Consider the following 23,306-nt stretch of genomic DNA (forward strand, 5'->3'; position numbering starts at 1 on the left):
GAATTGCTGGTATTGCCAAGAACAATGGAGAACCACTGTGGGAGCTGGCTTGCCTGCGATGGCGGTGGGTCAGTTGCAGATGTATCACGCACCAGCTCCCACAGTTGGACTGTGGTGTTCTCCAGATAGCCTTTCAATCGTCTACCTGTTTTGGCGGTGGCAGGGTGAAACCTGACACCGACCTGCGCAACTGACTGGCCATTTTCGCCAGGTTGCCGATGCTTTCCGCCGTGGCAGTCGAGCCCGACGACGTCTGCGTGGTGATCTGCTGAATCACGTTCATGGTCAACGAAATCTGCCCCGCCGACGAGGTCTGTTGCTGCGCCGCATTGGAAATACTCTGGATCAACGCCGCCAGGGTTTTCGACACGCCTTCGATCTCTTCCAGCGCCACCCCGGCGTCCTGCGCCAGCCGCGCACCGCGCACCACTTCAGTGGTGGTCTGCTCCATGGAAATAACTGCCTCATTGGTGTCGGTCTGGATCGCCCGCACCAAGGTTTCAATCTGCCGCGTGGCCGCCGATGAACGCTCGGCCAGCCGCTGCACTTCGTCGGCCACCACCGCAAACCCGCGCCCGGCGTCCCCGGCCATGCTCGCCTGGATTGCGGCGTTGAGGGCGAGGATGTTGGTCTGGTCGGCAATGTCGTCAATCAAGCTAACAATGTCGCCAATCTCCTGCGAAGACTCGCCAAGACGTTTGATGCGCTTGGCGGTGTCCTGGATCTGTTCGCGAATGTTGTCCATGCCATGGATGGTGTTGTGCACCACCTCGTTGCCCTTGTTGGCGATTTCCACCGAACGCTCCGCCACCGCCGAGGACTCGGCGGCGTTGGCCGATACCTGGTCGATGGACTGAGCCATCTGGTTGATCGCGGTAGACGCTTCGGCAATTTGCTGGGCCTGATGCTCCGAGGCCTGTGCCAGGTGCATGGCGGTGGCCTGGGTTTCCTGCACCGCGCCGGCCACTTGGCCGGCGGTGAGGTTGATGGTGGCGACCAGATCGCGCAGCTGGTCCACGGAGTAATTGATGGAGTCGGCGATGGTGCCAGTGAAGTCTTCAGTCACCGAGGCCGTCACCGTCAGGTCTCCATCAGCCAAGTCTTCGATTTCATCGAGCAGGCGCATGATCGCGTTCTGGTTGCGCTCGTTTTTCTCGGCGGTTTCACGCAACTGGCGGTTGGTTTCGCGCACCATCACCAGGCCGATCAGGATGATCGAGGCCAGTGCCAACAGGCCCAGCACATAGCCGCCGATGGTGTCGAAGCTGCGCCCGCTGGCGAGGTTTTCAAAACCTGTGGCCAGGTGCGAGGCTTCATCGAGCAGGGTTTGCGACAGGTTGAAGATATTGCTCGCCGAAGCGCGCACCTGGAACAGCTGCGGCGAGGTTTCGAGAATTTCATCCACGGAGCCGGAGACAAACTCGAACAGCTCGGCGATTTCCGCCAGTCGCGCACGCGCGTCGTGGTCTTCGACCTGGGTGATACGCAAGCCTGGGTTGCCGTTGAGCATGCCGTTGAGTACCACGCCGAAGCGGTTGGCATCGCGACCAAAGGCGTCGGCAGCCTGTACGGCGGTTTCGTCACCGGCCAGCACGGTGTTAACCGCGCCAAGAATGCGTTCAGCCAGCAGCGACTGGCGCTGGGCCAACGCCACCTGGCTGGCCGGGGCGCCGCGTTGCAGCAGGATGTCGACGACCTTCTCCGATTCCATCTGCAATTGCGGCACGGTTTCGGCGAGGGTGGCGGCCACTTGGTGCAACGACAGCACGGTCTGCTCGCTGGCGAGAATCGCGTCGGTGTTTTTCAGCAGCGCTTCCCAGTCAGTCTGCACCGCGCGCATCTCGGCGCGTACGGCACTGGGCGCGGCCGGCAGGCCGGTCTCGGTATCACCTTTTTTCAGGTAGCCCCAGCGTTGGGCGAAATCGTTGCGCGCATCGCCCAGCAGCTTGAACGCGGCAGCCTTGCCGGCGGCGGCTTCGGTGGCGTTCTTGGCGATGCGCTGGGACAGCACGCGCAGCTCACCGGCGTGGCCGATGTACTGCTTGTCATAGGTGGACTGGGTGTTGAGGTACGCGAAGTTGGCGAACAGCAGCATGATGAACACGATCAGTGCAATAAACAGCACGATGATCTGCGAACGGCTGCGCGAGGCGGCTTGCGGTTTGGGCGTGGTAACGGTGGTCATGCGGCAACATCCATGAAGCCTGGGGCCTGGGCCAAAGCGAAGGGGCTGAAGACCTGCCACAGCTGGTCGCTGTCGAACTGGCCCTGGATAAACGGCGCAGTGGGCGCGGCGCTCGCTAATAATGCGTCTTGTGCGAAATGCTGCATGCCCACCACCTCGTCCACCAGCAGCCCGACAAACAAGTCGTTGAATTCCACCACCAGCACCCGCCGCTGCTTGCCCGCCTTGGACTGCCCCAACTCGAGAAACCCACCCAGGTCCATCACCGGCAGCAAGCGCCCGCGCAGGTTGGCCACGCCTTTGACCCAGGGTTTGACCCCGGGCATCAAGGTGCAGCGCGGCTCATGCAACACCTCGGCGACTTCGCCCATCGGCGCCACATACCAATACGGCCCCAGGCGAAAACCGATCCCGCTCCAACGTTGCAGGCGGGTTTCCTGGGACGGCAGGTCGGCGGCCAGCAGGCGGCAGCGGCGGTCGATGTCCAGCAGCAGCTCGAAGGCGGTTTGCGACTCGGTCATGATGGCGTGCCGTTAGCCGGCCAGCACCTTGTTCAGGGTGGCGATCAGGGTTTCTTCGTCCACAGGCTTGGTCAGGTAATCCTTGGCGCCCTGGCGCGCGCCCCAGATTTTGTCGGTTTCCTGATCCTTGGTGGTAATGATGATGATCGGGATACCGTTGGTTTCCGGCTCCTTGGACAGCTGGCGGGTGGCCTGGAAGCCATTGAGGCCCGGCATCACGATGTCCATCAGCACGGCGTCGGGTTTTTCCTGACGGGCCAGGGCCACGCCGTCCGCGCCGTTTTCGGCTTTGAGGACCTGGTGGCCGTGCTTTTCCAGCATGCCGGTCAGTTTGTACATTTCGGTCGGCGAATCGTCGACGATCAGAACACGTGCCATGGTTTTCCCCACTACATTGGTGGACGCCGGCCCTTGTGAGGCGGTGTCAGTGTGCTTGTTCTACTGCGGCGAAGCCCGGCACGTAGGCCTTGATCGCACTCAGCAGTTCTTCCTTGCTGAAAGGCTTGGTCAAAAACTGATCGACACCAACGATGCGCCCCTTGGCCTTGTCGAACAGGCCGTCCTTGGAGGACAACATGATCACCGGAATCGACTTGAACGCCGGGTTGTTCTTCACCAGCGCGCAGGTTTGATAGCCATCCAGGCGCGGCATCATGATGTCGACAAAGATAATGTGCGGGTGATGATCAACAATCCGGGCCAGTGCATCGAAACCGTCGATGGCCGTGATCACATCGCACCCCACGTTCTTCAACAGGGTCTCGGCGGTGCGGCGGATCGTTTTCGAATCGTCGATCACCATCACTCTCAAGGCGTTGGAATGCTGTTCCATATCTGCTCTACCATCGCCACAGCGAATCGGTTTTCGGTGTGTACTGCCTGATGTTGCACAGGATGAGCGCTGCAAGCCTTGGAATTCAAGGGCTGCTGCACCGTGGGAGTCTTTTTAGCACAGTCTCCGGGCGCAATCTATCGAGCAACCGGCCAGGTGGTTTTTCCTTGACCCACAACAGCCGCAGCGCCACTCTGACGCCACTTTTATGCGCCCTAATTTGCTAGAGGAAATCCCCATGAGCGTTCGCGTCGGCATTGTCATGGACCCTATCGCCAGCATCTCCTATAAAAAGGACAGCTCGCTGGCCATGCTCCTGGCCGCCCAGGCCCGCGGCTGGACCCTGTTCTACATGGAGCAGCGCGACCTTTATCAAGGTGACGGCGAAGCCCGCGCACGCATGCGCCCGCTGCAGGTGTTCGCCAACCCTGAAAAGTGGTTTGAGCTTGCGGATGAAATTGACAGCCCGCTGAGCGATCTGGACGTGATCCTGATGCGCAAGGACCCGCCGTTCGACATGGAGTTCGTCTACTCCACTTACCTGCTGGAGCAGGCCGAGCGCGCCGGCGTGCTGATCGTCAACAAGCCGCAGAGCCTGCGCGACTGCAATGAAAAGCTGTTCGCCACCCTTTTCCCACAGTGCACGCCGCCGACCGTGGTCAGCCGTCGCGCCGATGTGCTGCGTGAATTCGCCGCCAAACATGGCGATGTGATCCTCAAGCCGCTGGACGGCATGGGCGGCACTTCGATCTTCCGTCACCGTGCCGGCGACCCGAACCTGTCGGTGATCCTGGAAACCCTGACTGCGCTGGGCACCCAGCAGATCATGGGCCAGGCGTACCTGCCGGCGATCAAGGACGGCGACAAGCGCATCCTGATGATCGACGGCGAGCCGGTGGATTACTGCCTGGCGCGTATCCCGGCGGCGGGCGAAACACGCGGCAACCTGGCAGCCGGCGGTCGCGGTGAGGCACGGCCTTTGTCGGACAAAGACCGTTGGATCGCCGCTCAGGTTGGCCCGACCCTGCGGGAAAAAGGCCTGCTGTTCGTAGGACTTGACGTAATTGGTGAGAGCCTCACCGAAATCAACGTCACCAGCCCGACCTGTATTCGCGAGATCGACAACGCATTTGGCACGAACATCGGCGAAATGCTCATGGCGGCCATCGAGCGCAAGCTACAAGCCAAGTGACATAGAACAGCCGGACACACACCAACATTGCGCTATCATGCGGCACCTGTGAAACGCGCGATGTTGGTTTTTTTGTCATGACGCTCCCGCCCGATCTGCCCCCCGAACTCTCCCACAGCGGCGTGCGCCCGGCTGATCGGCTCGGATTTACCCTGTTCCTGGCAGCCCTGATCCACCTCGCGTTGTTGCTCGGCCTGGGCTTCACCTTCGTCGAACCCAGGCAGATCACCAAAACCCTGGAAATCACCCTCGCCACGTTCAAGAGCGAAAAGAAGCCCGAAAAGGCTGACTTTCTCGCCCAGGACAATCAGCAAGGCAGCGGCACCCTCGACAAGAAAGCCGTGCCCAAGACCACCGAAGTGGCGCCGTTCCAGGACAATAAGGTCAATAAAGTCACCCCGCCGCCCACGCCCAAGCCCGAGGTCAAGCAGGCCGAGCCCAAGGCCGCTGTGACCACCGTCGCGCCGAGACCGCAAAAAGCCCCGACCCAGCGCGAGAAAGCCAAGACCGAGCCGCAACCCGAGCCAGTAAAACCGGCGCCGACGTTCGACAGTTCGCAGCTCTCCGACCAGATTTCCAGCCTCGAAGCCGAACTGGCCAACGAACAACAGCTGTACGCCAAGCGCCCGCGTATCTACCGCTTGAATGCCGCCTCGACCATGCGCGACAAAGGCGCCTGGTATAAGGACGAGTGGCACAAGAAGGTCGAGCGCATCGGCAACCTCAACTACCCGGACGAAGCCCGGCGCCAGCAGATCTATGGCAATTTGCGCTTACTGGTGTCGATCAACCGTGACGGTTCGTTATATGAAGTGCAGGTGCTGGAGTCGTCCGGCCAACCGTTGCTGGACCAGGCCGCCCAGCGCATCGTGCGCCTGGCCGCACCTTTTGCACCGTTTACCGGCGACCTGAACGACATCGACCGCCTGGAAATCATCCGCACCTGGAAGTTTGCCCGGGGTGATCGGCTGTCGAGCAATTGATGACAATTACCCTCCGGGGCGCATCCCCAGCTTGTCAGTTCGCCCCTCCAACGCCACACTAGCGGACATGAAAAATGTCAGCCCGACCTACCTCAAGCACCAATTCCTGATCGCTATGCCCCATATGGCCGACCCGAACTTTGCGCAAACCTTGACCTACATCGTCGAGCACACGGCCAATGGTGCCATGGGGTTGGTGGTGAACCGCCCGCAAGAGCTGAGCCTGGCGGACATTCTTGAGCAATTGCGCCCTGAGATCGACCCGCCGGCGCGTTGCCAAAACGTACCGATCTATATCGGCGGGCCGGTGCAGACCGATCGCGGTTTTGTGCTGCACCCCACCGGGCCCAAGTTTCAGGCCACGGTGGACCTCGAAGGTGTGTCGCTGTCCACCTCCCAGGACGTGTTGTTCGCCATCGCCGACGGCGTGGGGCCTGAACAAAGCGTGATCACCCTCGGCTACGCCGGTTGGGAAGCCGGGCAGCTTGAGGCGGAACTGGCCAGCAATGCCTGGCTGACCTGCCCGTTCGACGCCGACATTCTGTTCAACACGGCCAGCGAACTGCGCCTGGAAGCGGCGGCGGCCAAGCTGCGGGTTAACCTCAGCCTGCTGACCACCCAGGCGGGGCACGCCTGATGGCCTTGCGTTTGATCCTCGGTTTTGACTACGGCACCAAACAGATCGGCGTAGCGGTCGGCCAGGTGATTACCGGCCAGGCCCGCGAGCTGTGCACCTTGAAAGCCCAGAACGGCGTGCCGGACTGGAATCAGGTCGAAGCCCTGATCAAGGAGTGGAAGCCCGATGCCGTCGTGGTCGGCCTGCCCTTGAACATGGACGGCACCCCCAGCGACATGTGCCTGCGCGCCGAAAAGTTCGCGCGCCGCCTCAATGGCCGCTACAACCTGCCCTTCTATACCCACGACGAGCGCCTGACCACCTTTGAAGCCAAGGGTGAACGTCGCGACCGAGGTGGGCAGAAAGGCAGCTACCGCGACAACCCCGTGGACGCCATCGCCGCCGCCTTGCTGTTGCAGGGTTGGCTGGATGAAAACACCGCTTTATTTGAATCCTGACTGACGCGGCTTGCCGCGTCTTTTTACGTTTGAGCCCGGACCTTGCCTGCGCAAGGCCCTGAAGGAGCCACCATGAGCCTGCCCAATCCCGCCGAACTGATCAGCCAAATGGCGATTCGCCTCAAGGCGCACCTGCAACACCGTGCCATCAGCGAGCCGCGCTTTATCGGCATTCGCACTGGCGGTGTGTGGGTGGCCCAAGCGTTGCTGGACGAACTGGGCAGTGATTCGCCGCTGGGCACGCTGGACGTGTCCTTCTACCGCGACGACTTCAGCCAGAACGGCCTGCACCCGCAAGTACGCCCTTCGGCCCTGCCGTTCGAGATCGAAGGCCAACACCTGGTGCTGATCGACGACGTGTTGATGAGCGGCCGCACCATCCGCGCCGCCATGAACGAGTTGTTCGACTACGGCCGCCCGGCCAGCGTGACCTTGGTGTGCCTGCTGGACCTGGAGGCCGGCGAATTGCCAATCAGCCCGGATGTGGTCGGCGCCACCCTGTCCTTGGAAGCCCACCAGCGGGTAAAATTGTCCGGTCCCACGCCGCTCGAACTCGAACTGCAAGACCTTGCCCTTTAAACCGCCTTGTACAGAGTCCCCGCGATGACGCCTCTAGATGCCAAGCGCCCGCTGCAGCTCAATGCTCAGGGCCAGTTGCAACACTTCCTGTCCCTCGACGGTTTGCCCCGCGAACTGCTGACCGAAATCCTCGACACCGCCGACTCGTTCCTCGAAGTCGGTGGCCGCGCGGTGAAGAAGGTCCCGCTTTTGCGCGGCAAGACCATCTGCAATGTGTTCTTCGAGAACTCCACCCGCACCCGCACCACCTTTGAACTGGCGGCCCAGCGGTTGTCGGCCGACGTGATCACACTGAACGTGTCGACCTCGTCGGCGAGCAAGGGCGAAACCCTGCTCGACACCCTGCGCAACTTGGAAGCCATGGCCGCCGACATGTTCGTGGTGCGCCACGGCGACTCCGGCGCCGCGCATTTCATCGCCGAGCACGTGTGCCCGAACGTGGCGATTATCAATGGCGGCGACGGCCGTCACGCGCACCCGACCCAGGGCATGCTCGACATGCTGACAATTCGTCGGCACAAGGGAGGCTTTGAAAACCTCTCGGTGGCCATCGTCGGCGACATCCTGCACTCACGGGTGGCGCGCTCGAACATGCTGGCCCTCAAAGCCCTGGGCTGCCCGGACATCCGCGTGATCGCACCGAAAACCCTGCTGCCCATCGGCATCGAACAGTACGGCGTGAAGGTTTACACCGACATGACCGAAGGCCTTAAGGATGTGGACGTGGTGATCATGCTGCGCCTGCAACGCGAGCGCATGTCCGGTGGCCTGCTGCCGAGCGAAGGTGAGTTCTACCGCCTGTTTGGCCTGACCACCGCGCGTTTGGCCGGCGCCAAGCCGGATGCCATCGTGATGCACCCAGGCCCGATCAACCGTGGCGTGGAGATTGAGTCGGCGGTGGCCGACGGCAACCAGTCGGTGATCTTGAATCAGGTGACTTACGGCATCGCCGTGCGCATGGCGGTGTTGTCCATGGCCATGAGCGGGCAAACCGCGCAACGTCAATTCGAGCAGGAGAACGCCCAGTGAAGCTCAGCATACTTGGCGCTCGCGTCATCGATCCGGCCAGTGGCCTGGATCACGTCACCGACCTTCATCTGGAAGCCGGCAAGATCATCGCCATCGGCGCCGCGCCTGCGGGCTTCAGCGCCAGCCAGACGATCGACGCCAAAGGCCTGGTGGCCGCGCCTGGGCTGGTGGACCTGAACGTCGCTCTGCGCGAGCCGGGCTACAGCCGCAAAGGCACTATCGCCAGTGAAACCCGCGCCGCCGCTGCCGGTGGCGTCACCAGCCTGTGCTGCCCGCCGCACACCAAGCCAATCCTGGACACCTCGGCGGTGACCGAACTGATCCTCGACCGCGCCCGTGAAGCCGGCAATTGCAAAGTGTTCCCCATCGGCGCCCTGAGCAAAGGCCTGGAAGGCGAACAGCTCGCCGAGCTGATCGCCCTGCGCGACGCCGGCTGCGTGGCGTTCGGCAATGGCCTGGAAAGCTTTCGCAGCACGCGCACGCTGTGCCGTGCCCTGGAATACGCGGCCACTTTCGACCTGACCGTGATCTTCCACTCCCAGGACCGCGACTTGGCCGAAGGCGGCCTGGCCCATGAAGGCGCCGTTGCCAGCTTCCTCGGCCTACCGGGCATTCCGGAAACCGCTGAAACCGTGGCCCTGGCCCGTGACCTGCTGTTGGTGGAACAAAGCGGCGTGCGTGCGCACTTCAGCCAGTTGACCAGTGCTCGCGGCGTGGCATTAATCGCCCAGGCACAGGCTCGCGGCATGCGGGTGACGGCGGACGTGGCGTTGTACCAGCTGATTTTGACCGATGAGGCGCTGATCGACTTCTCCAGCCTCTACCACGTGCAACCACCGCTGCGCACCCTGGCCGACCGTGAAGGGTTGCGTGCGGCCGTGAAGTCGGGTGTGGTGTCGGCAATCTCCAGCCACCACCAGCCCCACGAGCGTGACGCCAAGCTGGCGCCGTTTGGCGCGACAGAGCCGGGCATCAGCAGCGTTGAGTTGTTGCTGCCGTTGGCGATGACGTTGGTGGAAGACGGTTTGCTCGACCTGCCGACGTTGCTCGCGCGCCTGAGCGCTGGCCCGGCTGAGGCCCTGCGCCTGCCGGCGGGTAAGTTGGCGGTGGGTTCGGCGGCGGATCTGGTGCTGTTTGACCCGGCCAGCTCTACGGTTGCCGGAGAGCACTGGTTGTCCAAGGGTGAAAACTGCCCGTTCATCGGCCATAGCCTGCCAGCGACGGTGCGGTACACCTTGGTGGATGGGCGGATCAGCTACCAGGCCTGATAGATCGCAAAATCTAAAGTGGGCACAGTTAATGTGGGAGCTGGCTTGCCTGCGATGCAGGCACCACGGTGCGTCAGATACACCGAGGTGATGCTATCGCGGGCAAGCCCGGCTCCCACATTGGCCGTGACTACGTTAAATGGATGCATCTTTATCGCCCGTTATTGCGCTCGGCATTGCGGATCGAAATCTGCGTATTCAACGTCCAGAAGTCATACAGCACCCCGATCAGGAACAACCCACCGGTCAGCAGGTAGATCAGGCCGGTGATCCATTTGCCTTGGTACATGCGGTGCAAGCCGAACACACCCAGGAACGCCAACAGTATCCAGGCCACGTTGTATTCGATAGGCCCGGCGGTAAAACGCAGGTCCGCCTCGCGGTCCATGGCGGGGATCAGAAACAAGTCGATCAGCCAGCCAATACCGAAAAGACCAAAGGTAAAAAACCAGATTGTCCCGGTCACAGGCTTGCCGTAATAGAAGCGGTGCGCCCCAGTAAAACCGAAACCCACAGCAGGTAACCGATCAGCTTGCTGTGGGTGTCCTGCTGCATCACATCCTGTCGATAGGTGTTCATGGAGTACCTCTTTTGCCTCGATAGATAAATTTTTTCATTTTCTTTGTGACTTTTTTACGGGCGCCCGACGCACGGCAAATGGTATCTTCCTTCCCGCAAAGCCTTATGCCACCTGACCTCTGTAGGACAATAGCGGCAATTCGTCGCGTTTTTCCTGAATTTGACCCCAGGGTTCAGTCGACAAACGGCCTTAGAACGACACAAAAAGCTGTTATAAAGTTGCGCGCAAACCAAAAAGAGCCACGCCGAATGCGACCATTTTTCAAGACATGGCTGACCATCTGCCTATTAATGCCACTGGCCGCCCACGCCACCAATCGTGAGCAACGTCTTCCTAATGTTAACGGTTTCACCCCTAAAGTTCACAGCACGCCAAGCACTGCCAAATCGGTAAAGCTGACCGTCAACCGCCCGACTCACGTGAGCAAGGCCCATAACGGTAAAGCAGTTCCTGGCCTGATGGCAGTCAACACCAAACAAAGCAGCAACGTTTTGAGCCGCGCCGTGAATGTGCTCGGTACTCCTTATCGTTGGGGCGGCAGCAGCCCAAGTAAAGGGTTCGACTGCAGTGGTTTAGTGAAATATGCGTTTAACGACGTCAAAGCGGTGGATTTGCCACGCACCTCCAACGCCATGGCCGCCGGCCACGGCGTGAAGGTTGATCGCAAAGACCTGAAACCGGGCGACCTGTTGTTCTTCAAATTGAAGAGCCGCCAGGTCAACCATGTTGCCATCTACCTGGGCAACGACCGCTTTATCCACGCACCGCGTCGTGGCAAGTCGGTGAGCATCGACACGCTGAAAAAGCCGTTCTGGGACAAGAACTACGTGATTGCCAAACGAGTTCTGCCGAAAGAGCAGAACAGCAACCTGCGGGTTGTGCAGCGCTAAGCCAATAGGCACTGAGCTCCCCATTTGAAATGCAATCAAATGTGGGAGCTAGCTTGCCTGCGATAGCGGGCTGACAGGTTACATCTCTGCAAGCTGACACACCGTCATCGCGGGCAAGCCATCTCCCACAGTGATCTCAGTGTCCTTTAGATATCCCCAGGCACCCTCGCCTGCCCCCGCGCCTCCTCCCGGCTGACCAGCCCCTCGCTGACCAGCGCCTTCAAGCTCATGTCCAACGTCTTCATCCCCAACGCCCCACCGGTCTGAATCGCCGAGACCATCTGCGCCACTTTGTCCTCGCGGATCAGGTTACGAATGGCTGGCGTGCCCAGCATGATCTCGTGAGCCGCCACCCGCCCGCCGCCGACCTTCTTTACCAGCACCTGCGACACCACCGCCTGTAGCGACTCCGAGAGCATCGAGCGCACCATGGCCTTTTCCCCCACCGGGAACACGTCCACCAACCGGCCCACGGTCTTTGCCGCCGAGTTGGTGTGCAGGGTGCCAAACACCAAGTGCCCGGTCTCAGCGGCCGTCAGCGCCAGGCGGATGGTTTCCAGGTCGCGCAACTCGCCTACCAGGATCACATCTGGGTCTTCGCGCAGCGCGGAACGCAGGGCCGACGAAAAGCTGTGGGTATCTCGGTGTACCTGCCGCTGGTTGATCAGGGCCATTTTCGGGCTGTGGATAAATTCGATGGGGTCTTCCAGGGTGAGGATGTGCTGGCGCCGGTGCTGGTTGAGGTAGTCGATCATCGCCGCCAATGTCGTGGACTTGCCCGACCCGGTCGGCCCGGTCACCAGCACCAGGCCGCGCGGCAGTTGCGCGATACGCCGGAACACCTCGCCCAGCCCGAGGCCTTCCAGGCTCTGCACCTCGGCGGGGATGGTGCGAAACACCGCGCCCATGCCGCGGTTCTGCTGAAACACATTGGCCCGGAACCGCGCCACGCCCGGCAGTTCGAAGGCAAAATCCGTTTCAAGAGATGTTTCGAAATCCTTTTGTTGGTGCTGGTTGAGCAAAGGGCTGAGTATGTCCGCAACTTGCGTAGGCGAAAGCGTCGGTCCTTCCAGTGGCCAGACTTCGCCATCGACGCGCAGCATCGGCGCCAGGCCGGCTGACAAATGCAGGTCGGAGGCGCCACGGCGCACGCTGGCCGTCAGCAGTTCAGTGATATCCATAGGGCTTTCCATTTCCAGTAGAATGCCGCGGACTCCATATCCACGGGTGCATCTTGAATGTCGACGATAGCAGACAACATTGGCCTGGTTAGCGAGCGGATCCGCGCCGCGGCCCACGCCGTGCAACGTGACGAAAGCAGTATTCACCTGCTGGCCGTGAGCAAGACCAAACCTGCACAAGCCGTGCGCGAAGCCTATGCCGCCGGAATGCGTGATTTTGGCGAGAACTACCTGCAGGAAGCCTTGGGCAAACAGGCCGAATTAACCGACCTGCCCTTGAGTTGGCACTTCATCGGCCCCATTCAATCGAACAAGACTCGTGCGATCGCCGAGAACTTCGCTTGGGTGCATTCCGTGGACCGCTTGAAAATCGCTCAACGTTTGTCCGAACAACGCCCGGCCGAGCTGCCGCCGCTGAACATCTGCATTCAGGTCAACGTCAGTGGCGAAGCCAGCAAGTCCGGCTGTACGCCCGCCGACCTGCCGGCACTGGCTAACGCAATCAGCGCCCTGCCGCGCCTGACGTTGCGTGGTTTGATGGCGATCCCCGAACCGACTGACGACCGTGCCGAGCAGGATGCAGCCTTCGCGACAGTACGCGACCTGCAAGCGAGCCTGAACTTGGGCCTGGACACACTTTCTATGGGCATGAGCCACGACCTTGAATCAGCCATCGCCCAAGGCGCCACCTGGGTGCGGATCGGTACCGCCCTGTTTGGTGCCCGCGACTACGGCCAGCCGTGAAATGGCTGACTTTCCTCTGAATAAGGACCTGTCATGAGCAACACGCGTATTGCCTTTATCGGCGCCGGTAACATGGCGGCCAGCCTGATCGGTGGCTTACGGGCCAAAGGCCTCGAAGCCACACAGATCCGCGCCAGCGACCCAGGCGCCGACACCCGCGCCCGCGTCAGCACCGAGCACGGTATTGAAACCTTTGCCGACAACGCTGAGGCCATCCAAGGCGTTGACGTGATCGTACTGGCGGTCAAGCCGCAGGCCATGAAGGCGGTGTGTGAGAGCCTGCGCCCGAGCCTGCAGCCGCATCAGTTGGTGGTCTCCATCGCCGCCGGTATCACCTGTGCCAGCATGAACACCTGGCTGGGCGCCCAGCCGATCGTGCGTTGCATGCCCAACACCCCGGCGCTGCTGCGCCAGGGCGTGAGTGGTTTGTACGCTACGTCCGAAGTGAGCGCCGAACAACGTGACCAGGCTCAAGAACTGCTGTCCGCCGTGGGCATCGCCGTGTGGCTGGAACAGGAACAGCAACTGGATGCGGTCACCGCCGTCTCCGGTAGCGGCCCGGCCTACTTCTTCCTGCTGATCGAAGCCATGACTGCCGCTGGCGTGAAACTGGGCCTGCCACACGAAGTGGCTGAGCAACTGGCTGAGCAAACCGCGCTGGGCGCTGCGAAGATGGCCGTTGGCAGCGACGTGGACGCCGCCGAGTTGCGCCGCCGCGTAACCTCGCCGGGCGGCACCACGCAGGCCGCCATCGAATCGTTCCAGGCCGGGGGCTTTGAAGCCCTGGTGGAAAAAGCCCTCGGCGCCGCCGCGCATCGCTCGGCAGAAATGGCCGAACAACTGGGCAAGTAGTCGCCCCTTACGAAGGAAACAATGATGCTCGGACTCAATGACGCTGTCATTTTCATCATCAAGACCCTGGGCAGCCTGTATCTGCTGATCGTACTGATGCGTTTTATCCTGCAGGTGGTGCGGGCGAACTTTTATAACCCGCTGTGCCAATTCGTGGTGAAAGCTACGCAACCGCTGCTCAAGCCACTGCGCCGCATCGTGCCGAGCATGTTTGGCCTGGACATGTCATCACTGGTCTTGGCGTTCCTGTTGCAGCTGGCACTTTTCGCGGTGGTCGTAGTGCTCAAGGGCTCGCGACCTGACACGGTGCTGATGGTGCCATGGGCGCTGATTGGTATCTTGTCGCTATTTTTGAAGATCCTGTTCTGGTCAATGATCATCAGCGTGATTTTGTCCTGGGTCGCTCCGGACAGCCGCAGCCCGGGTGCCGAGCTGGTTAAGCAGATCACCGAACCGGTACTTGCGCCGTTTCGTCGATGGGTGCCTAACCTGGGTGGCCTCGACATCTCGCCGATTTTTGCATTTATCGCGCTGCAGTTGCTGCAAATCTGGGTAATCCCCTACCTCGCCGAGTTCACCGGCATGCCGCCGCTGCTGTACAGCTTGATCTGATTGGCGATTCCTGGACCCCTACCTCGCCGAGTTCACCGGCATGCCGCCGCTGCTGTACAGCTTGATCTGATTGGCGATTCGTTCCTGCGCACCCGCGCAGGAACGTTCTCTAAACCTCCGGCCTTTGCTTGCCGCTGGGTGCAGTGGTCTTTAGACTTACGCCTCATTTAAACGAGAGCAGGGTCGATGCCAACTGCCTTCCCCCCCGATTCTGTTGGACTGGTCGTGCCCCAAATGGCGCACTTCAGCGAACCGCTGGCCCTGGCCTGCGGTCGTTCGCTGCCGGCCTATGACCTGATCTACGAAACCTACGGCCAACTGAACGCCACGGCGAGCAACGCCGTGCTGATCTGCCACGCCTTATCCGGGCACCATCACGCCGCGGGTTTCCACAGTGCCGACGAGCGCAAGCCCGGCTGGTGGGACAGCTGCATCGGCCCCGGCAAACCCATCGACACCAATAAATTCTTTGTGGTCAGCCTGAACAACCTCGGCGGCTGCAACGGCTCCACCGGCCCCAGCAGCCTCAACCCGGAAACCGGCAAACCGTTCGGCGCGGATTTCCCGGTACTGACCGTGGAAGACTGGGTGCACAGCCAGGCGCGCCTGGCTGACCTGCTGGGCATCGGCCAATGGGCCGCGGTGATCGGCGGCAGCCTGGGCGGCATGCAGGCGCTGCAATGGACCATCACCTACCCAGACCGCGTACGCCATTGCCTGGCCATCGCCTCGGCACCCAAACTCTCGGCGCAGAACATCGCCTTCAACGAAGTGGCACGCCAGGCGATCCTCACTGACCCCGAGTTCCACGGTGGTTCGTTCCAGGAAGCGGGCGTGATCCCCAAACGTGGCTTGATGCTGGCGCGAATGGTCGGGCACATCACTTACCTGTCCGATGACTCCATGGGCGAGAAATTCGGCCGTGGGCTCAAGAGCGAGAAGCTCAACTACGACTTCCACAGCGTCGAGTTCCAGGTGGAAAGCTACCTGCGTTATCAGGGCGAGGAGTTTTCCGGGCGTTTCGACGCCAATACCTACTTGCTGATGACTAAGGCGTTGGACTATTTCGACCCGGCCGCCAACTTCAACGATGACTTGGCGAAAACCTTCGAGGGCGCCACGGCCAAGTTCTGCGTGATGTCGTTCACCACCGACTGGCGCTTCTCGCCGGCCCGCTCGCGGGAACTGGTGGATGCCTTGATGGCCGCCAAGAAAGACGTCTGCTACCTGGAGATCGATGCTCCGCAAGGCCACGACGCCTTCCTGATCCCGATCCCGCGTTACTTGCAGGCCTTTCGCAACTACATGAACCGCATTTCTTTGTGAGAACGCCATGAGAGCCGACCTGGAAATCATCCAAGACTGGATCCCCGCCGGCAGCCGCGTGCTCGACCTTGGCTGCGGTGATGGCGAACTGCTGAGCTGGCTGCGCGACAACAAGCAAGTCACCGGCTATGGCCTGGAAAACGACCCGGACAACATCGCCCAGTGCGTGGCCAAGGGCATCAACGTGATCGAGCAGGACCTGGACAAGGGTCTGGGCAACTTTGCCAGCAACAGCTTCGATATCGTGGTGATGACCCAGGCCCTGCAAGCGGTGCACTACCCGGACCGCATCCTCGACGAAATGCTGCGCGTGGGTCGCCAGTGCATCATCACCTTCCCCAACTTCGGCCACTGGCGCTGCCGCTGGTACCTGGCCACCAAGGGCCGGATGCCGGTGTCGGATTTCCTGCCGTACACGTGGTACAACACGCCGAACATCCACTTCTGCACCTTCGAAGACTTCGAAGCCTTGTGCGGCGAGCGTGAAGCCAAGGTGATCAACCGCCTTGCTGTCGATCAACAGCACCGCCACGGCTGGGCGAGTAAGCTATGGCCCAACCTATTGGGCGAAATTGGTATCTACCGGGTCAGCAGTCCTGGCCTCACAGACCACAAAATCGCCGTCTAACCATTTTCAAGGAGGACGAACATGAGTCGTTTGGCTGTATTCCTGCTCACCGCGTGCCTGGGCGCCAGCGCCATGGCGGCGGACACTATCGACGGTAATCGCCAGAAAGAATTCGGCGATATCACCGTGCATTACAACACCTTCACCTCCAGCTTCCTGCAACCGGAAACCGCCCAGGCAGTTGGCGTTGTGCGCAGCAAGAACAAAGGTTTGATCAATGTAACCGTGGTCAAGGGCGTGACCCCTGTGGCGGCGCAAGTGACCGGCACCATCAAGGATTTGGGCGGCAAGACCGAGATATTGACGTTCAAGCAAATCACCGAGAAAGGCGGAATCAACTACCTCGCGCCCTACTCCGTGCCGCAGCGTGAATACAAGACGTTTACCATCAACGTTGAAACCGGCGGAAAAGCCCATAGCTTCCAATTCAACCAAGAACTGTTTCCGGCCGAATAATGAACCTGACCCAACTCGTACTGGCCAGCCATAACGCCGGCAAACTCAAAGAATTGCAGGCCATGCTCGGTGAATCCGTGCAATTGCGCTCGATTGGCGAATTCAGCCAGGTGGAGCCGGAAGAAACCGGCCTGTCGTTTGTCGAAAACGCCATCCTCAAGGCGCGCAATGCCGCGCGTATCTCCGGCTTGCCTGCATTGGCGGATGATTCGGGCCTGGCGGTGGATTTCCTCGGCGGCGCGCCGGGCATCTACTCGGCGCGTTACGCTGACGGCAAGGGCGACGCGGCCAACAACGCCAAGCTGCTGGACGCCCTCAAGGGCGTGCCGGATGCGGAACGTGGCGCGCAGTTCGTCTGCGTGCTGGCACTGGTGCGGCATGCCGATGACCCGTTGCCGATCCTCTGCGAAGGCCTGTGGCACGGGCGCATTCTGCATACAGCCAGTGGCGAGCATGGCTTCGGCTATGACCCGCTGTTCTGGGTGCCGGAGCGCAATGTCTCCAGCGCCGAACTGAGCCCGGCCGACAAGAACCAGATCAGCCACCGCGCCCGCGCAATGGATTTGCTGCGCCAACGCCTGAGCCTGAAATGACCCAAAACACCTCTGCGCAGCCGCTGATCCACGGCGGCGCGCAAACACCTCGGGCGGCCCTGCCCCAGTTGCCGCCCTTGGCGCTGTACATCCACATCCCGTGGTGCGTGCGCAAATGCCCTTATTGCGACTTCAACTCCCACACCGCGAGCAAAGTGCTACCGGAAGAAGAGTATGTGGACGCTTTACTGGCTGACCTTGATCAAGACCTGCACGCGGTTTACGGCCGTGAACTCAGCTCGATCTTTTTCGGTGGCGGCACGCCGAGCCTGTTCAGCGCCGCCGCGCTGGGGCGCTTGCTCAAGGGTGTGCAAGCGCGTATCCCGTTTGCCGGCGACATCGAGATCACCCTGGAAGCCAACCCCGGGACCTTCGAGCAAGAGAAGTTCGTGGCATACCGCAAGCTGGGGATCAATCGTCTGTCCATCGGCATCCAGAGCTTCCAGCAGCAAAAGCTTGAGGCCCTGGGCCGCATTCACAATGGCGACGAAGCGGTGCGCGCAGCGGGCATGGCGCGCCAGGCCGGGTTCGATAACTTCAACTTGGACTTGATGCACGGCTTGCCCGATCAGTCCTTGGACGATGCCCTGAGCGACTTGCGCCAGGCTATCGCACTGAAGCCGACGCACTTGTCCTGGTACCAACTGACCCTGGAACCCAACACCGTGTTCTGGAACCAGCCGCCCGCGCTGCCGGAAGACGACACATTGTGGGACATCCAGGAAGCCGGCCAGGCGCTGCTGGCCGAACACGGTTACGCGCAATATGAAGTGTCGGCCTATGCCCAACCGGGTCGCCCGGCGCGGCATAACCTGAATTACTGGAGCTTCGGCGATTTTATCGGCATCGGCGCCGGTGCCCATGGCAAGCTCAGCCACCCGGACGGGCGCATCGTGCGCACCTGGAAGACCCGCGCACCGAAGGACTACCTCAACCCGGCCAAAAGCTTCCAGGCCGGGGCGAAAGAACTGACCAACGAAGAACTGCCGTTCGAGTTTCTGATGAACGCATTGCGGCTCACCGAAGGCGTTGACGCCAAGCTCTACGCCGAGCGCACCGGCCTTGATCTGGCGAGCCTGGACGCAGGCCGCCGTGAGGCAGAACAAAGTGGCTTAATGCAGGTCGAACCGTCACGCCTGGCGGCGACCGACCGCGGGCAACTCTTTCTCAATGACCTGTTGCAGACGTTTTTGAGCTGATCGCTCTTAAGGAAATCGAATGGATTTGGTACTCGACCTGCTCGCCACCGTCTCCCGCTGGAGCCGTAGCAACCTGTCGGAAATCTCCCTGGCCCTCGTCGGCTGCTTGCTGGTGCTGTTCGGCGCGGACATCAAAGGCTGGGTTGAGGCGCGACTGGGCAGCATCGCCGGTGCATTGCGCGTACCGTTGATGGCGCTGGTGTGCATGATCGGTAGCGGTGCGGCGTTGATCTATGCCACACCGTGGATTGTGCGGGGCCTGAGCCAGTTCAATAACTACAGCCTGGCACCCGTGTTGGTGGTGGTGCTGGTGTTGATTGGCGTCGTCGCAGACCGCCGCTGACCCCAAACCCAACACAAAACCAAATGTGGGAGCTGGCTTGCCTGCGATAGCATCACCTGGGTATCACTGATACACCGAGGTGTCTGCATCGCAGGCAAGCCAGCTCCCACATTGGATTGCATTTCAAATCAGTGGCGAGTTACGCCAATTTCTCGAACTTCAAATCCCAAACCCCATGCCCCAACCGCTCGCCGCGGCGTTCGAACTTGGTGATCGGGCGCTCAGCCGGGCGTGGCACGCATTTGCCGTCTTCGGCCAGGTTGCGGTAGCCAGGGGCGACGTTCATCACTTCCAGCATGTATTCCGCGTACGGTTCCCAGTCGGTGGCCATGTGCAGGATGCCGCCGACTTTCAACTTGCTGCGCACCAGTTCCGCGAAGGACGCCTGGACGATACGGCGCTTGTGGTGACGGGATTTGTGCCAAGGGTCCGGGAAGAACAGCATCAGGCGGTCGAGGCTGTTGTCGGCGATGCAGCGGTTGAGCACTTCAATCGCGTCGCAGTCATAGACCCGCAGGTTAGTCAGGCCCTGGGTGAGCACGCCGTTGAGCAGCGCGCCGACACCCGGGCGGTGTACTTCCACACCGATGAAGTCCTGCTCCGGCGAGGCTGCGGCCATTTCCAACAGGGAGTGGCCCATGCCGAAACCGATTTCGAGGGAACGCGGGGCCGAACGGCCGAACACCTGGTCGTAATCCACTGGCGCGTCGGCCAATGGCAATACGAACAGCGGCGTGCCCTGCTCCAAGCCCTTTTGCTGGCCTTCGGTCATGCGACCGGCGCGCATCACAAAACTCTTGATGCGGCGGTGCTTGGACTCGTCGCCTTCTTCCACGGTGTTCGGCGTTTCGTTTGATTCAGTCATCAATGGCTCTTACTTGATCAGACCATCCAGCGGCGAGGAGGCGCTGGCGTACAGTTTTTTCGGCATGCGGCCGGCGAGGTAGGCCAAGCGGCCTGCGACGATCGCGTGATTCATGGCTTCGGCCATCATGATCGGCTGCTGGGCATGGGCGATGGCCGAGTTCATCAGCACCGCATCGCAGCCCAGTTCCATGGCGATGGTGGCGTCGGAGGCAGTGCCCACGCCCGCATCCACCAGCACCGGGATCTTGGCTTCTTCGAGGATGATCTGCAGGTTATACGGATTGCAGATACCCAGGCCGGAACCGATCAGGCCAGCCAGCGGCATCACCGCGATGCAACCGATTTCCGCCAGTTGGCGGGCAATGATCGGGTCATCGCTGGTGTAGACCATCACGTCGAAACCTTCCTTGACCAGCGTTTCGGCGGCCTTGAGGGTTTCGATCACGTTGGGGAACAGGGTTTTCTGGTCGGCCAGCACTTCCAGCTTCACCAGGTTGTGGCCGTCGAGCAGCTCACGGGCCAGGCGGCAAGTGCGCACGGCTTCGATGGCGTCGTAGCAACCGGCGGTGTTCGGCAAGAAAGTGTAGCGATCCGGCGACAGCACTTCGAGCAGGTTCGGCTCGCCTTCGATCTGGCCGAGGTTGGTACGGCGCACGGCGAAGGTGACGATCTCGGCACCCGAGGCTTCGATGGCCAGGCGGGTTTCTTCCATGTCACGGTACTTGCCGGTGCCGACCAGCAGACGGGACTGGTAGGTGCGACCGGCCAGGACGAAGGGCTTGTCGCTACGAACGATGCTCATGGGAAATCCTCGAATTGGAGTGAGGTTCTGCAGAATGCGGGATGGCGCCCTTGAGCGCCGGGCGGCTAGCCGCCACCGATGGCGTGGACCACTTCGACCTGATCACCTTCGGTGAGCGCGGTTTCGACGTGCAGGCTACGCGGGACGATATCCAGGTTGAGCTCCACTGCGACGCGACGCCCGGTCAGGTCCAGACGGGTCAGCAGGGCCGCAACGGTTTCACCGTCGGGCAGTTCAAAGGATTCGCCGTTCAACTGAATGCGCATGCCACGGGCCGCCATCGTTTTTAGGGGCCAGCATTCTAGCCCGATCATGGTTGTCGGCCCAAGCCCCTTGGTCAGAAGCCCCTCGGTCAGATGGCCTGCAGGCGCCATGCAGCAAGACCGAGGAAGAACCAGCCGAGCAGAAACGCCAGCCCGCCAAATGGCGTGATGATCCCCAGTTTGCTGATGCCGGTCAGGGTCAGCGCATACAAACTGCCGGAGAACAGCAGGATGCCGACAGTAAAGGAGATACCCGCCCAGCCGATCAGTCGGCCAGGAATATGCGCAGCCAACAACGCCACGCAGAAGAGCGCTAGGGCATGCACCAGTTGGTAAGTCACGCCGGTGTGGAAGATCGCCAGGTACTCGGCGCTCAGGCGGTTTTTCAGGCCGTGAGCAGCAAAGGCGCCGAGGGCGACGCCGGTGAAGCCGAAAAAGGCAGCCAGCATCAGAAAGCTACGCAGCATGAGGAACTCCAATCAGACTCAAAGGGCCGGGTCTGTATAATGGCCCGCTCAACGGGTTCGGCCAAGCCATCTCTATGCTGCGTCTCCTCTTCAAGCGTTTTCTCAAAGTCGTGAAATGGTTTGCCATCGGCAGTGTGCTGCTGGTGCTGCTGTTTCGTGTCGTGCCGCCACCGTTCACCGCGCTAATGGTGGAGCGCAAGGTCGAATCCTGGATCGACGGCGAGCCGATCGACCTGCAACGCACGTGGGTGGCGTGGGACGAGATCTCCGATGACCTCAAAGTGGCGGTGATGGCCGGTGAAGACCAGCGCTTCCCGCAGCACTGGGGTTTTGATTTTGGCGCGATTCAGGCGGCGCTGCTGCACAACGAGCGCGGCGGTTCGATTCGCGGCGCCAGCACGTTGAGCCAACAGGTGTCGAAGAACCTGTTCCTGTGGGCCGGGCGCAGTTACTTGCGCAAAGGCCTGGAGGCTTGGTTTACCGGGTTGATCGAAGTGTTCTGGCCCAAGCAGCGGATTCTTGAGGTGTACCTCAACAGCGTGGAGTGGGATGAAGGTGTTTTCGGCGCAGAAGCGGCGGCGCGGCATCACTTTGGGGTGAGTGCCAAGGCGCTTTCTCGCCAGCAGGCCAGCTATTTGGCGGCGGTGTTGCCGAACCCACGGGTGTGGAGTGCCAGCCATCCGACCGCGTATGTGGCGCGGCGAGCGGCGTGGATTCGCCAGCAGATGAGCCAATTGGGCGGGGATGGTTATCTGGTGGAGTTGAACAACTCTCGCAAGGCACCTTGGTCCGACTGACACCACATCCCCCTGTGGGAGCTGGCCGAGTTGGACTTGAGATTTTCAAATGCAACAGCCTTGGTCCGACTGACACCACATCCCCCTGTGGGAGCTGGCCGAGTTGGACTTGAGATTTTCAAATGCAAACAAAAATGCCCCGATCTCTCGATCGGGGCATTTTTTTGTCTTTTCGCAGCCTTTAAGCAGCGATCGACAACTTCAGCTTATTCATCGCGCTTTTCTCAAGCTGACGAATCCGCTCGGCCGACACGTTGTACTTCTGCGCCAGGTCGTGCAGCGTGGCTTTTTCTTCTGCCAGCCAGCGCTGGTAGAGGATGTCACGGCTGCGGTCGTCCAACACTTCCAACGCTTCGTGCAGGTTGTGATTGGAGTTGTCGCTCCAGTCGGCGTCTTCCAGTTGACGCGCCGGGTCGTACCGGTGGTCTTCCAGGTAGTTGGCCGGCGATTGGAAGGCGCTGTCGTCGTCCGCTTCGGCGGCCGGGTCGAAGGCCATATCATGGCCGGTCAGGCGGCTTTCCATCTCGCGCACTTCACGCGGCTCCACACCGAGGCTTTCGGCCACACGGTGGACTTCCTCGTTATTCAGCCACGCCAGGCGTTTTTTCTGGCTGCGCAGGTTGAAGAACAGTTTGCGCTGGGCCTTGGTGGTCGCCACCTTCACGATGCGCCAGTTGCGCAGGATGAACTCGTGGATTTCCGCCTTGATCCAGTGCACAGCAAACGACACCAGACGTACACCCATTTCCGGGTTGAAGCGTTTTACAGCCTTCATCAGGCCGACGTTGCCTTCCTGGATCAGGTCAGCCTGGGCCAGGCCGTAGCCGCTATAGCTACGGGCGATATGTACGACAAAACGCAGGTGGGCGAGCACCATCTGCCGAGCCGCCCCCAAATCCTGCTCATAGTAGAGACTCTCGGCCAGTTCACGCTCCTGCTCGGGCGTCAGCAATGGAATGCTGTTGACCGTGTGCACATAGGCTTCCAGGTTCGCACCTGGGACCAAGGCATAAGCAGGTTGCAAAGAAGTGGTCATACGAAAA

General features: G+C 61.0%; 28 protein-coding genes and 1 pseudogene. 18 read left to right on the top strand and 11 right to left on the bottom strand.

Going from position 1 to position 23,306, the window contains the following annotated elements:
- Positions 1–133 precede the first annotated feature (133 nt).
- From GJU48_RS22925 to pilG, 4 genes are read right to left on the bottom strand one after another with little or no spacing between them, the layout of a single operon-like run.
- Positions 134–2,185, bottom strand: a complete 2,052-nt coding sequence (locus GJU48_RS22925) for a methyl-accepting chemotaxis protein (protein WP_094949148.1) — start codon at positions 2,183–2,185, stop codon at positions 134–136.
- Positions 2,182–2,706 (bottom strand): chemotaxis protein CheW, encoded by a 525-nt coding sequence (locus GJU48_RS22930; RefSeq protein ID WP_094949149.1) that lies wholly within the window; start codon positions 2,704–2,706, stop codon positions 2,182–2,184. Before GJU48_RS22930 ends, GJU48_RS22925 begins: the two co-directional genes overlap by 4 nt.
- A gap of 12 nt (positions 2,707–2,718) precedes the next feature.
- Positions 2,719–3,084 carry a twitching motility response regulator PilH gene (gene pilH, locus GJU48_RS22935; protein WP_014720320.1) on the bottom strand — a complete coding sequence of 122 codons (366 nt, stop codon included), beginning with the start codon at positions 3,082–3,084 and terminating at the stop codon, positions 2,719–2,721.
- A 46-nt stretch (positions 3,085–3,130) separates the two neighbouring features.
- Positions 3,131–3,538, bottom strand: a complete 408-nt coding sequence (pilG, locus tag GJU48_RS22940; protein ID WP_003176671.1) for a twitching motility response regulator PilG — start codon at positions 3,536–3,538, stop codon at positions 3,131–3,133.
- 238 nt (positions 3,539–3,776) lie between these two features.
- Between pilG and gshB the strand changes: the two genes are divergently transcribed.
- From gshB to GJU48_RS22975, 7 genes are all read left to right on the top strand, one after another.
- Positions 3,777–4,730, top strand: a complete 954-nt coding sequence (gshB, locus tag GJU48_RS22945; protein ID WP_094949150.1) for a glutathione synthase — start codon at positions 3,777–3,779, stop codon at positions 4,728–4,730.
- A gap of 77 nt (positions 4,731–4,807) precedes the next feature.
- On the top strand, positions 4,808–5,713 hold the full coding sequence (locus GJU48_RS22950) for an energy transducer TonB (protein WP_094949151.1): 906 nt from the start codon (positions 4,808–4,810) through the stop codon (positions 5,711–5,713).
- A 67-nt stretch (positions 5,714–5,780) separates the two neighbouring features.
- Positions 5,781–6,350 carry a YqgE/AlgH family protein gene (locus GJU48_RS22955; RefSeq protein WP_094949152.1) on the top strand — a complete coding sequence of 190 codons (570 nt, stop codon included), beginning with the start codon at positions 5,781–5,783 and terminating at the stop codon, positions 6,348–6,350.
- Positions 6,350–6,787 (top strand): Holliday junction resolvase RuvX, encoded by a 438-nt coding sequence (gene ruvX, locus GJU48_RS22960; protein WP_003195067.1) that lies wholly within the window; start codon positions 6,350–6,352, stop codon positions 6,785–6,787. Before GJU48_RS22955 ends, ruvX begins: the two co-directional genes overlap by 1 nt.
- 72 nt (positions 6,788–6,859) lie before the next feature.
- On the top strand, positions 6,860–7,366 hold the full coding sequence (pyrR, locus tag GJU48_RS22965) for a bifunctional pyr operon transcriptional regulator/uracil phosphoribosyltransferase PyrR (protein WP_094949153.1): 507 nt from the start codon (positions 6,860–6,862) through the stop codon (positions 7,364–7,366).
- Between the two features lie 24 nt (positions 7,367–7,390).
- Entirely contained in the window at positions 7,391–8,395 is a 1,005-nt protein-coding gene (locus tag GJU48_RS22970; protein WP_094949154.1) for an aspartate carbamoyltransferase catalytic subunit, read from the top strand.
- On the top strand, positions 8,392–9,663 hold the full coding sequence (locus tag GJU48_RS22975) for a dihydroorotase (RefSeq protein WP_094949155.1): 1,272 nt from the start codon (positions 8,392–8,394) through the stop codon (positions 9,661–9,663). Before GJU48_RS22970 ends, GJU48_RS22975 begins: the two co-directional genes overlap by 4 nt.
- Before the next feature lie 151 nt (positions 9,664–9,814).
- Here GJU48_RS22975 and GJU48_RS22980 read toward each other — a convergent pair.
- Positions 9,815–10,242: pseudogene (locus tag GJU48_RS22980) on the bottom strand (NINE protein).
- Positions 10,243–10,491: 249 nt separating this feature from the next.
- Here GJU48_RS22980 and GJU48_RS22985 point away from each other — a divergent pair.
- The gene (locus GJU48_RS22985) at positions 10,492–11,133 is read left to right on the top strand and encodes a C40 family peptidase (protein ID WP_094949156.1); all 642 of its coding nucleotides are present in this window, start codon (positions 10,492–10,494) and stop codon (positions 11,131–11,133) included.
- Positions 11,134–11,279: 146 nt separating this feature from the next.
- Here the strand turns inward: GJU48_RS22985 and GJU48_RS22990 are convergent, their stop codons facing one another.
- Positions 11,280–12,314 carry a type IV pilus twitching motility protein PilT gene (locus GJU48_RS22990; RefSeq protein WP_094949157.1) on the bottom strand — a complete coding sequence of 345 codons (1,035 nt, stop codon included), beginning with the start codon at positions 12,312–12,314 and terminating at the stop codon, positions 11,280–11,282.
- A gap of 57 nt (positions 12,315–12,371) precedes the next feature.
- Between GJU48_RS22990 and GJU48_RS22995 the strand changes: the two genes are divergently transcribed.
- The 9 genes from GJU48_RS22995 to GJU48_RS23035 all read left to right on the top strand — a co-directional run bounded on the left by GJU48_RS22995 (position 12,372) and on the right by GJU48_RS23035 (position 19,067).
- Positions 12,372–13,058: a YggS family pyridoxal phosphate-dependent enzyme gene (locus GJU48_RS22995; RefSeq protein ID WP_094949158.1), complete on the top strand. Its 687-nt coding sequence runs from the start codon at positions 12,372–12,374 to the stop codon at positions 13,056–13,058.
- 33 nt (positions 13,059–13,091) lie between these two features.
- Positions 13,092–13,910, top strand: a complete 819-nt coding sequence (proC, locus tag GJU48_RS23000) for a pyrroline-5-carboxylate reductase (RefSeq protein ID WP_094949159.1) — start codon at positions 13,092–13,094, stop codon at positions 13,908–13,910.
- A 24-nt stretch (positions 13,911–13,934) separates the two neighbouring features.
- On the top strand, positions 13,935–14,522 hold the full coding sequence (locus GJU48_RS23005; RefSeq protein WP_094949160.1) for a YggT family protein: 588 nt from the start codon (positions 13,935–13,937) through the stop codon (positions 14,520–14,522).
- Positions 14,523–14,708: 186 nt separating this feature from the next.
- On the top strand, positions 14,709–15,848 hold the full coding sequence (gene metX, locus GJU48_RS23010; RefSeq protein ID WP_094949161.1) for a homoserine O-succinyltransferase MetX: 1,140 nt from the start codon (positions 14,709–14,711) through the stop codon (positions 15,846–15,848).
- A 7-nt stretch (positions 15,849–15,855) separates the two neighbouring features.
- Complete coding sequence (gene metW / locus GJU48_RS23015) at positions 15,856–16,476, top strand: methionine biosynthesis protein MetW (RefSeq protein ID WP_016972957.1); 621 nt, start codon at positions 15,856–15,858, stop codon at positions 16,474–16,476.
- Between the two features lie 21 nt (positions 16,477–16,497).
- A complete protein-coding gene (locus tag GJU48_RS23020; protein WP_094949162.1) occupies positions 16,498–16,932 on the top strand; it encodes a DUF4426 domain-containing protein in 435 nt (144 codons plus the stop codon).
- A complete protein-coding gene (gene rdgB / locus GJU48_RS23025; RefSeq protein ID WP_094949163.1) occupies positions 16,929–17,525 on the top strand; it encodes an RdgB/HAM1 family non-canonical purine NTP pyrophosphatase in 597 nt (198 codons plus the stop codon). The genes GJU48_RS23020 and rdgB overlap by 4 nt, the downstream gene beginning before the upstream one ends.
- Positions 17,522–18,724 (top strand): radical SAM family heme chaperone HemW, encoded by a 1,203-nt coding sequence (gene hemW, locus GJU48_RS23030; RefSeq protein ID WP_094949164.1) that lies wholly within the window; start codon positions 17,522–17,524, stop codon positions 18,722–18,724. The genes rdgB and hemW overlap by 4 nt, the downstream gene beginning before the upstream one ends.
- Before the next feature lie 19 nt (positions 18,725–18,743).
- Complete coding sequence (locus tag GJU48_RS23035; protein ID WP_016972961.1) at positions 18,744–19,067, top strand: DUF3392 domain-containing protein; 324 nt, start codon at positions 18,744–18,746, stop codon at positions 19,065–19,067.
- 139 nt (positions 19,068–19,206) lie between these two features.
- Here GJU48_RS23035 and trmB read toward each other — a convergent pair whose 3' ends face one another.
- From trmB to GJU48_RS23055, 4 genes are all read right to left on the bottom strand, one after another.
- Positions 19,207–19,932 (bottom strand): tRNA (guanosine(46)-N7)-methyltransferase TrmB, encoded by a 726-nt coding sequence (gene trmB / locus GJU48_RS23040; RefSeq protein WP_094949166.1) that lies wholly within the window; start codon positions 19,930–19,932, stop codon positions 19,207–19,209.
- Positions 19,933–19,941: 9 nt separating this feature from the next.
- Entirely contained in the window at positions 19,942–20,736 is a 795-nt protein-coding gene (locus GJU48_RS23045) for a thiazole synthase (RefSeq protein ID WP_015886353.1), read from the bottom strand.
- A 65-nt stretch (positions 20,737–20,801) separates the two neighbouring features.
- Complete coding sequence (gene thiS / locus GJU48_RS23050) at positions 20,802–21,002, bottom strand: sulfur carrier protein ThiS (RefSeq protein WP_176462891.1); 201 nt, start codon at positions 21,000–21,002, stop codon at positions 20,802–20,804.
- An 86-nt stretch (positions 21,003–21,088) separates the two neighbouring features.
- Positions 21,089–21,466 carry a DUF423 domain-containing protein gene (locus GJU48_RS23055; RefSeq protein WP_094949168.1) on the bottom strand — a complete coding sequence of 126 codons (378 nt, stop codon included), beginning with the start codon at positions 21,464–21,466 and terminating at the stop codon, positions 21,089–21,091.
- A gap of 74 nt (positions 21,467–21,540) precedes the next feature.
- On the opposite strand from GJU48_RS23055, the gene mtgA reads away from it, so the two are divergent.
- The gene (gene mtgA, locus GJU48_RS23060) at positions 21,541–22,263 is read left to right on the top strand and encodes a monofunctional biosynthetic peptidoglycan transglycosylase (RefSeq protein ID WP_094949169.1); all 723 of its coding nucleotides are present in this window, start codon (positions 21,541–21,543) and stop codon (positions 22,261–22,263) included.
- A 181-nt stretch (positions 22,264–22,444) separates the two neighbouring features.
- On the opposite strand, the gene rpoH is transcribed toward mtgA, so the two are convergent.
- Positions 22,445–23,299, bottom strand: coding sequence for an RNA polymerase sigma factor RpoH (gene rpoH / locus GJU48_RS23065; protein ID WP_003176698.1), 855 nt, complete (start codon positions 23,297–23,299; stop codon positions 22,445–22,447).
- Between the last annotated feature and the right edge of the window lie 7 nt (positions 23,300–23,306).

Origin of the sequence: Pseudomonas sp. IB20, from assembly GCF_009707325.1 — a bacterium.
In the GTDB taxonomy this organism is placed as follows: domain Bacteria; phylum Pseudomonadota; class Gammaproteobacteria; order Pseudomonadales; family Pseudomonadaceae; genus Aquipseudomonas.